Source organism: Spiroplasma sp. hy2, assembly GCF_044714365.1.
Lineage (GTDB): Bacteria > Bacillota_I > Bacilli_A > Mycoplasmatales > Mycoplasmataceae > Spiroplasma > Spiroplasma phoeniceum.
On sequence record NZ_RXFZ02000135.1, the window covers coordinates 1 to 2,769 of the forward strand.

Genomic DNA, 2,769 nt, shown 5'->3' on the forward strand with positions numbered 1-2,769 from the left:
ATTTAAACGTTTTTGTTTTTTAATTAAGTCTGCTTGTTGTTTTATTTTTTCATAAAATTCTAAAAATTGATCATCTGTTAAGCTATTTATTAATTCTGTAATTATTTACTTCCATATATTAAAAATATACCTAATTTTAGGTATATTTTATAAATATCAAGAGTTTTCGACAAAATTAAAGATAAATTTCAAAATAGTTTTTTAAAATATTATGTATAATAATTATTGATGTGTTTTAAAAAATAAAGGAGAGAAAACATGGCACAGACGCTGGTAATAATGGAGTCCCCAACTAAAACAAAAGCAGTTGAAAAATATCTTGGCGAAAATTATTTAGTTTTATCATCAGAAGGACATATTCGTAATTTATCAACAAAAGGTGAGTATGGGTTAGGAATAGATATTAAAACTTTTGAACCAAGTTATAAAATGGAACGTGGAAAAAAAGAAATTGTTAAAAAATTAAAACAAGAAGCCAAAGCAGCAGATTTGGTTATTCTAGCAACCGACCCTGACCGAGAAGGAGAAGCAATTGCTTATCATTTAAATGAAGTCTTAAATTGTGGTGAGAAATCTCGCCGTGTTCGCTTTAATGAAATTACAAAAGAAGCAGTGTTAGAGGCATTTCAACATCAAACAGATTTAGATATGAATTTAGTTCATTCACAAGAAACTCGACGAATTTTAGACCGTTTTATTGGTTTTCGCTTAAGCAAATTGTTACAGAAAAAGATTAAGTCAAAATCAGCTGGACGAGTACAATCGGTTGCTTTAAAGTTAGTTGTTGAACGAGAAAAAGAATGGCAAAACTTTGTGCCGGAGGAATATTGGACTGTTGAAGGATTATATAAAAAGGCAGTTGTTAAATTAACAAAATTTAAGGATGAAAAAATTGAATTAAAAGTAGAAGCAGATGTTCTAAAAGTTAAAAAAGCTTTAAAAAAAGATTTTGTTGTTGTTCAAATTAAAGAAAGTGAAAAACAACGAAAATCACCGAATCCACATACTACTTCAACAATGTTACAAGAAGCAAGTAGTAAAATGGGTTTTGCTTCAAATAAAACATCATTAATTGCTCAGCAATTATACGAAGGAATTAAAGTTAAAGATAATATTACTGGATTTATAACATATCCGCGGACAGATTCAATTCGATTAAGTGATAAGTTTGTTCAGGATGCTTTTGACTATATTACAATTAAATATGGAACAGAATATTTAGGTGGAGTTAAAACACCACCAAAAAATAAAAAAAATGTGCAAGATGCTCATGAAGCAATTCGTCCAACTGATTTAACAATGACACCAGAAGCGGCAAAAGAATATTTAAGTCGTGATCAACTACGTTTATATAAAATTATTTATAATCGTGCGTTAGCTAGTTTAATGGCGAATGCAAAGTTATTAAGTAAAGCAATTATTTTAGATAATAATAATTATGAATTTCGGATGACAGGAAGTACGATTCAATTTGATGGGTTTTTAAAATGTTATGTTTTAGAAGGTGATGAAGAAATTGCAAAGTTGCCAATGTTAAAACCAAATCAAATTATTAATTTAAATGAATTATATGGAATTCAACATTTTACTAAACCACCAAGTCGTTACTCTGAAGCGAAATTAATTAAGAAATTAGAGAAAATTGGGGTTGGACGCCCATCAACTTATGCACCAATTATGCGAACATTAAAAGATCGTGGTTATATTATTGTAGAAAACAAAGCAATTAAAGCAACTGAAAAAGGGATTTTAACAAGTGATAAATTACAAGAATATTTTAGTGATATTATTAACGAAACATACACTTCAACAATTGAAGAAAGTTTGGATGTGATTGCACACGGTGACGCAGAACCAAAACCATTATTAAAAGAATTTTGAGAACGATTTGAGCCACGCATTGAAGCAGCAATAGAATTAATGGAAGAAATCCCAATTGAGAAGGCGGGGATTGAATGTCCAGAATGTGGAAATGATTTAGTATATCGGTATGGAAAATACGGGAAATTTATTGCATGTTCAGGGTTTCCAAAATGTCGTTATATTCATCAGACTGGTCCAAAATTTGGTCCTTGTCCAGAATGTGGCGTTGGTGAAATTATTTTGAAATTTAATAAGCGACGTCAACGTTTTAAGGCGTGTACTAATTATCCAAATTGTAATTACACTGATTCATATAAAGAAGAAAAGACCGAACAAGAAGAAAATAATAGCGAAAATAACGGATTGTATCGAATTAATTTATTAAAATAATAAACGATACTTTTTTATGCTAGATATTTATGCAAAATATTTTATTATTTAGAAAATGATTTTCATAGTTCTAGCGGTATAATTAGTACAGTTTCAGAAAGGGGATGTGACGAATTATGTATGTAAAAGGAAGTAAAGTTCTTGCAAAAGTTACAAACATTACTCCGTTTGGTGCATTTTGTGAATTAAAAAATGCTGCTGGATTAATCCACATTAGTGAGATTTCAGATTACTATGTAAGAGATATCAAAGAATTTGTTAATATTGGTGACAATGTTGAAGTAGAGGTACTAGACTATGACCCAGTTAAGAAACAAGTAAAATTAAGTTATAAGAATTGCCGACCTGAATTATTGAAAAAGAATAATAGTCAAATTCAAGAAACAGGAGTAGGATTCCAAATGTTAAGTAGACTTCTTGCATAACCTATTAAAATAATTGTAAATATTTTTAAAAAGATACTAATAGCAAATTATAATTTTAATTAATTATGTCTTTTATTTAAAAATTTAAWAT

At 28.9% G+C, this 2,769-nt stretch carries 2 protein-coding genes; both read left to right on the forward strand.

What is annotated here, in order from left to right:
• Positions 1 to 258: 258 nt before the first annotated feature.
• Positions 259 to 2,253, forward strand: a complete 1,995-nt coding sequence (gene topA, locus EHV01_RS04505) for a type I DNA topoisomerase (protein ID WP_422066397.1) — start codon at positions 259 to 261, stop codon at positions 2,251 to 2,253.
• 116 nt (positions 2,254 to 2,369) lie between these two features.
• Positions 2,370 to 2,678 carry a S1 RNA-binding domain-containing protein gene (locus EHV01_RS04510; protein ID WP_422066398.1) on the forward strand — a complete coding sequence of 103 codons (309 nt, stop codon included), beginning with the start codon at positions 2,370 to 2,372 and terminating at the stop codon, positions 2,676 to 2,678.
• Positions 2,679 to 2,769 lie beyond the last annotated feature (91 nt).